Origin of the sequence: Azorhizobium doebereinerae UFLA1-100, from assembly GCF_000473085.1 — a bacterium.
GTDB lineage: Bacteria > Pseudomonadota > Alphaproteobacteria > Rhizobiales > Xanthobacteraceae > Azorhizobium > Azorhizobium doebereinerae.
Map to the genome: position 1 here is coordinate 1 of NZ_AXBA01000070.1, position 6,121 is coordinate 6,121.

Below are 6,121 nucleotides of genomic sequence, written 5' to 3' on the forward strand. Positions count from 1 at the left end.
GCCCTTTCGGCCCAGGCCGCTCTGCTGACGGCCGTGCCAGGCATCGGTCCCACGGTGCTGGCCACGCTGCTCGGCGAGCTGCCCGAGCTGGGAACACTCTGCCGCCGCCGCATCGCCTCTCTGGCCGGCCTTGCGCCCCATGCACGCGAAAGCGGCACATGGCGCGGGGCCCGGCGCATCTGGGGCGGCCGGCGAAAGGTCCGAGAGGCCCTTTACATCGCCGCCCTATCGGCCTCCCGCCGCGTTCCAACCCTCACGGCTATGCGCGACAGGATGCGTCTCAAAGGCAAGGCACCCAAGACCATACTCATCGCCGTCGCACGCCAACTCCTCGTCATCATCAACGCCATGAGCCGAAAAGGAGCACCCATCGCCATGGCTTGAACAACACAGTGGCGCTCTTGGCTCATGGTCCGTCGCTCTGTTACGATGGGCGGGCTGGGGATGGAGGGCGTGGATACGATTGCGCGGATCCGGCGCGAGCAGTTCGTGCGCGGCAAGTCCGTCAAGGAGATCGTGCGGGAGCTGCACGTCTCGCGAAACACGGTGCGCAAGGTACTGCGGACCGGAGCGACGGCCTTCAGCTACGAGCGGGAGGCGCAGCCGCTGCCGCGGATCGGGCCCTGGCGGGAGGCCCCGGCAACGAAGTGAAGCCGGCGCGGGAGCCGCTGACGCGGATCCGCATCTTCGAGGAGCTGCGCAGCCTGGCGTATGAGGGCAGCTACGATGCGCTACGCCGCTATGCCAAGGGTTGGCGACGGGCACAGGCGACGATGACGGCTGCGGCCACGTGCCCCTGAGCTTCGCGCCCGGCGAGGCCTACCAGTTCGACTGGAGCCACGAGATCGTCCTGATCAACGGCACCACGGTGTCGATGCGTGTCGCCCATGTGCGGCTGTGCGACTCGCAGATGCTGTTCGTGCGGGCCCACTCGCGCGAGACGCAAGAGATGGTGTTCGACGCCCACGATCGGACCTTCACCTTCTTCAAGGGCTGCTGCACGCCCGCACACGAAATTCCTGACAGGCCCGCGCAGCTCGGCTATCTGCTGGAAGGCATAGACTGGCGGCATCCGCAGAGGACGTGGCGACCGGACGCCTCAGGGTGATTTGGGCGTGGCATGGGGGCGGCGGATATGATTCCATCCCCCTATGTCGAGCCCGACGGACCCTTTTGCCGAGCGACCTTGCCGCGGCCCACGCCATGATCCTGGTGGAGCGTGCCGCGCGGCTCGAGGCCGAGGCGAGCGTTGCCCGGGAGCGTGCCGCGAACAGCAGCATGGATGCCCTCATCGCGCGGTTGAAGCTGGAGATCGAGAAGCTCCGGCGTGAGCTCTACGGCACGCGCTCGGAACGCAAGGCGCGGCTGCTTGATCAACTGGAGATGCAGCTCGAGGACCTGGAGGCCGACGCCACCGAGGACGAACTGGCGGCGGAATCCGCAGCACAGACGGCCCATGTTGCGTCCTTCCCGTGCAAGCATCCCTCCCGCCAGCCGCTCCCTGATCATCTCCCGCGCGAGCGCGTTGTCGTTGCCGCGCCGGAGAACTGTCCGTGCTGCGGCTCGTCCCGGCTGGTGAAGCTCGGCGAGGACATCACCGAGACGCTGGAGTGATCCCGCGCCAGTGGAAGGTGGTGCAGACGGTGCGCGAGCGCTTCTCCTGTCGGGCCTGCGAGGCGGTGACCCAGCCGCCGGCGCCATTCCACGTCATCCCGCGCGGCCATGCCGGACCGAACCTGCTCGCCATGGTGCTGTTCGAGAAGTTCGGCCAGCACCAGCCGCTGAACCGGCAGAGCGAGCGCCATGCCCGCGAGGGCATCGACCTGCCGCTGTCGACGCTGGCCGACCATGTCGGGGCTTGTGCCGCGGCACTGCGCCCGCTGCACGACCTGATCGAGCGCCATATCATGGCGGCAGCGCGCCTGCATGGCGACGACACCACGGTCCCGATCCTGGCCAAGGGCAAGACCGACACCGGCCGGGCCTGGGTGCATGTGCGTGATGATCGCCCCTTCGGCGGCACTGATCCGCCGGCGGTGCTGTTCCGGGCGTCCCGTGACCGCTCGGGCGATCATCCGCAAGAGCATCTGATGCGCTTCGCCGGCATCCTGCAGGCGGACGCCTATGCCGGCTACAATCGGCTGCTCGCGCCCGATCGTCATCCGGGGCCGGTCATCGAGGCGCTGTGCTGGGCGCACGCACGGCGTAAGTTCTTCGAGCTTGCCGACATCGCGGCGAACCGCCGGCGTGGACGCAACGCCGCGCCGATCTCGCCGCTCTCCTTCGAGGCTTTCACCTGCATCGACGCGCTGTTCGACATCGAGCGCGAGATCAATGGCGTGGGTACCGATCAGCGCCGGGCCGTTCGCCAGGAGCGCAGCGCTCCTCTCGTTGCCGAGCTTGAGGTTTGGATGCGCGAGCATCGCGCCAGGCTCTCCCGCCACGCACCTGTGGCCCAGGCCATGGACTACATGCTGCGCCGCTGGGACAGCTTCTCCCGCATCCTCGACGATGGACGCGTTTGCCTCACGAACAATGCGGCAGAACGGGCGCTACGCGGCATCACTCTCGGCCGTAAGGCGTGGCTGTTCGCCGGATCCGAGCGCGCCGCCGTCATGTATAGCCTGATCGGGACAGCCCAGCTCAATGACATCGATCCGCAGGCCTGGCTCGCCGACGTGCTCGCTCGCATCGCCGACACGCCGCAGAACCGGCTACACGAACTCTTGCCTTGGAACTGGCATGCGGCGCGAGAGCCCGGGACTCGCGGCATGCGCCATGTGTCGATCGGATCGCTCGCCTGAAGATCCAACTGGATGACTGGCAGCCCACCATCTGGCGCCGTGTCGAGGTGCCGCTCTCCGCCTCGCTCAAGGCCTTGCACGACGTCATCCAGGTCGTCATGCCGTTCGAGGACACTCACCTGTTCGAGTTCCGCGCCGGCGAGCAGCGCTTTGCCATCCCCGATCCGGAGTGGGATAGCCTGCGCGACAGGACCTATTCCGCCAAGACTTTGAGGCTCGGCGCTCTCATCGACCGCGGCGTCACCGAGTTCAGCTACACCTATGACTTTGGCGACGACTGGCGGCACACGATCACGATCGAGACGACCACCGCAGCCGATCCCGCCATGGATTATCCCCGCTACCTCGATGGCGCACGCCGCGCCCCACCCGAGGATGTCGGCGGCATCCCAGGCTTTGAACTCTTCCTGGAAGCCATCGCCGATCCAACCCACGAGGAACATGACGAGCTTATGCGCTGGTACGGGGCGCCATTCGATCCGGCTCTCATCGACGAGGACGCCATCCGTACTCGTATTGAAAAGCTCGCCCGACGCCGCGCTCTCGGCAAAGCCGCGTTCGCCAAAAGCCGTGGCCAGATTAACTGATCAGACCGGTAGCAGCCGTGGCCTTCGCCGGAGGGTTACGTTCGAGGAGGAGAACGCCAAGCTGAAGTGGATCGTGGCGGACCTGTCGCTGGACAAGGCGATGTTACAGGACGTGCTGTCAGAAAAGCTCTGAGGCCTGCGTGCAAGCGCGAGCTTGTGGACCGCCTGCGTCACGATTGCAAGGTCTCGGTCCGGCGTGCCTGCGCCACCCCGGCTGTTGATCGCGGCCTTACGTCTACAAGTCGAAGCGCGGCCCGCAGGCCGACCTGAGCCAGCGCATCAGGCAGATCTGCCAAACGCGCGTGCGCTACGGCTATCGTCGTGTGCATGTGCTGCTCCGGCGCGGGGAATGGCTCGTCAACCCGAAGCGGGTCTATCGTCTTTACAAGGAGTTGGGCCTTCAGTTACGCAACAAGGTGCCCAGGTGGCGGGTCAAGGCGAAGCTGCGCGACGACCGCCGTCCGGCGAGGCAGGGCAACGAGACCTGGGCCATGGATTTCGTCCACGACCAACTCGCCACGGGCCGGAAGATCCGGATTTTGACCATCGTCGACACCTTCACGCGGTTCTCGCCTGCGGTGGATCCGCGGTTCAGCTATCGGGCGAGGACGTGGTTCTGACACTGGAGCGGATCTGCCGGAGCATGGGCTATCCGCAGAGCCATCCGGGTGGATCAGGGATCGGAGTTCGTTAGCAGGGATCTGGACCTGTGGGCCTATCAGAAAGGCGTGATGCTCGACTTCTCGCGGCCCGGCAAGCCGACCGACAACAGCTTCATCGAGTCGTTCAACGGCAAGTTCCGGACGGAGTGCCTGAACGCTCACTGGTTCATGAGCCTTGACGACGCCCGGTCGAAAATGGAGGCTTGGCGTCGAGACTACAACGAGGTCCGGCCACACAGCGCGATCGGCAACAAGCCTCCGATCGCGCTCATGAATGGCTCTCCGGCGCCCCCGCCGGCATGAGCCCTAACCCCGGAATTTTCCGGTTCCGGATGGCATAAGGACGGGGAACTGGTCACCAACCGTCAGAACGAACTAAAAGCTGGATAGAAGTTGGGGGCAACGGCACCTCCGTGGTTGCGACGGTGATGCCGCAAGGGCGGGGCATTGCCGGCGTGCAGATCAGAGGCTTGTCCACCACGGTGCAAGAGCGGGAGGCGGACGACGCGAAAGTTCTTTTCCTCACTGACCTTCCAGACGTGGGCGCGGTCCCGGCCCCGATCTGGGCGCTGGTGCCGGACTATGTGAAAATGGTCGATAACACGGCCAGGTTCGGACACAAGGAAGAGTGGCCGCGTCCGGCCGGTGCTGGGGGAGGCTGACCGCTGCATTCTGCGGTGGCATCAGGGGTGATGAGACCGGGGAGGGACGGAGCGCGTGATGGCAAGCAAAGACCTGATCGTCCTGGTGGACGCGAACGACACCCAGTTGGGCGTCATGGACAAGCTGCAGACGCACCTTGAAGGCGCCCGCCATCGCGCGGTCTCGGGTTTCCTGTTCTCACGCTCGGGCGAGATGCTGATCCAGAAGCGGGCCGCGACGAAATATCATAGCGGCGGGCTCTGGGCGAACGCGTGCTGCTCGCATCCGCGGCCCGGCGAAGCGGCTTTGGACTGCATGCAGCGCCGGTTCGGCGAGGAGCTTGGGATCAGTCCCAGCCTCCATTGGTTCGGGATCACGCAATACCGTTGCAGTGTCGGAAATGGCCTGACCGAGGACGAGGTCGTGCATGGCTTCGCCGGACGCTTCGACGGCGAGGTGATGATGAATGCGGACGAGGTCGAGGACTGGCGCTGGGTCTCGCGCGAGCGCCTGACGGACCTGTGCAGGGCTCAGCCCGGTCGCGTCGCGGCATGGCTTCGGGTCTATAGCTCCGAGGGCTTCATCGATCAGGCAATAGCGAGCTGCCGCTGATCGCCCCTAGGACGAGGGACTTTGCCAAGGAGGGCGATCGCCTCACTGGCACGGTGCAACGCTTCGTGGGTGCCGGCGGTGATGCACAGGCACGGCCAGACCTTCGCGCCGGCGGATTAAGACCGCGCCCGTCCCGGCGACGGCAAGTTTATGCACGGTGGAGTGGATCAGGTGGACCTCCTTCTTACGCCTGACACCTGTTGGATGCCCTCAAATACCTCTGCGAGCTGCTCGCCGCGCGCCCGTCACCCGTGAAGCCGATGCGGGTGACGTCCTGACCGTCGTGATGATGACGCATGACATTTCCTTCCGCGCGCCGGAGGAGATCGTCGCGGGAATCGGCGGAGCCGACGCCCACGGCTACCACAGCATGGTCGGATCCATGCCGAGCATGGCTGGGATGACAATGCTGGGAGACCATTCTGACCACAGCATGGACGGCATGCATAATGGCTCACTCCAACGATGTCGATGACGATGCCTTCTCGCTAACCGCCACAACCAGGCCGATCCCGAGGTCGTCACGATTCTCCGGGACCAAGCATCTAGAGGCGCGCGTATTCACCGAACGTCGCAAATCTGAAACCCGCGAGCGCATCATGCTTTGCGCGTTCATCCTCACCATATAGACGAGGATGCGCTCACCGGTCGCCTGTTCGCCCCCCTGTTGCTACGCGAACTGAACCGCCGCGGGTTTGCTGGAGGCCGTTTCGTGTGAGTCACGCTGCCCGTTTCTGCCCGTCGAGCAGGGCGTAGTAGCGTTCCTCGGCTTCGGCCGGCGGGATGTTGCCGATAGGCTCCAGCAGCCGGCGAT

General features: G+C 65.4%; 5 protein-coding genes and 2 pseudogenes. All 7 read left to right on the plus strand.

Features of this window, described 5'->3' with window-relative positions:
• Positions 1-384: transposase (locus YU1_RS0125140; protein WP_029006259.1), on the plus strand; the 384-nt coding region annotated here is incomplete at its 5' end.
• 60 nt (positions 385-444) lie between these two features.
• Positions 445-1,000: pseudogene (locus tag YU1_RS31195) on the plus strand (IS21 family transposase); the annotation flags it as partial.
• A 203-nt stretch (positions 1,001-1,203) separates the two neighbouring features.
• Positions 1,204-2,804 (plus strand): IS66 family transposase gene (tnpC, locus tag YU1_RS31200; protein WP_156922455.1). Its coding sequence is split into 2 segments (ribosomal slippage): positions 1,204-1,612 and positions 1,612-2,804, totalling 1,602 coding nucleotides; the frame shifts between segments, so codons are not numbered across the junction.
• A 47-nt stretch (positions 2,805-2,851) separates the two neighbouring features.
• On the plus strand, positions 2,852-3,391 hold the full coding sequence (locus YU1_RS0125160; RefSeq protein ID WP_245263453.1) for a plasmid pRiA4b ORF-3 family protein: 540 nt from the start codon (positions 2,852-2,854) through the stop codon (positions 3,389-3,391).
• A 22-nt stretch (positions 3,392-3,413) separates the two neighbouring features.
• A pseudogene (locus YU1_RS33750) lies at positions 3,414-4,356 on the plus strand (IS3 family transposase); the annotation flags it as partial.
• 110 nt (positions 4,357-4,466) lie between these two features.
• Complete coding sequence (locus tag YU1_RS0125170; protein WP_029006414.1) at positions 4,467-4,715, plus strand: PNPOx family protein; 249 nt, start codon at positions 4,467-4,469, stop codon at positions 4,713-4,715.
• Between the two features lie 58 nt (positions 4,716-4,773).
• Positions 4,774-5,307 carry an isopentenyl-diphosphate Delta-isomerase gene (gene idi, locus YU1_RS31210; protein WP_035716712.1) on the plus strand — a complete coding sequence of 178 codons (534 nt, stop codon included), beginning with the start codon at positions 4,774-4,776 and terminating at the stop codon, positions 5,305-5,307.
• The last annotated feature ends 814 nt before the right edge of the window (positions 5,308-6,121 follow it).

What these genes read in the sequence shown, in the direction of transcription:
- idi (WP_035716712.1), top strand. Translation starts at nt 4,774, where the DNA reads ATGGCAAGCAAAGACCTGATCGTCCTGGTGGACGCGAACGACACCCAG.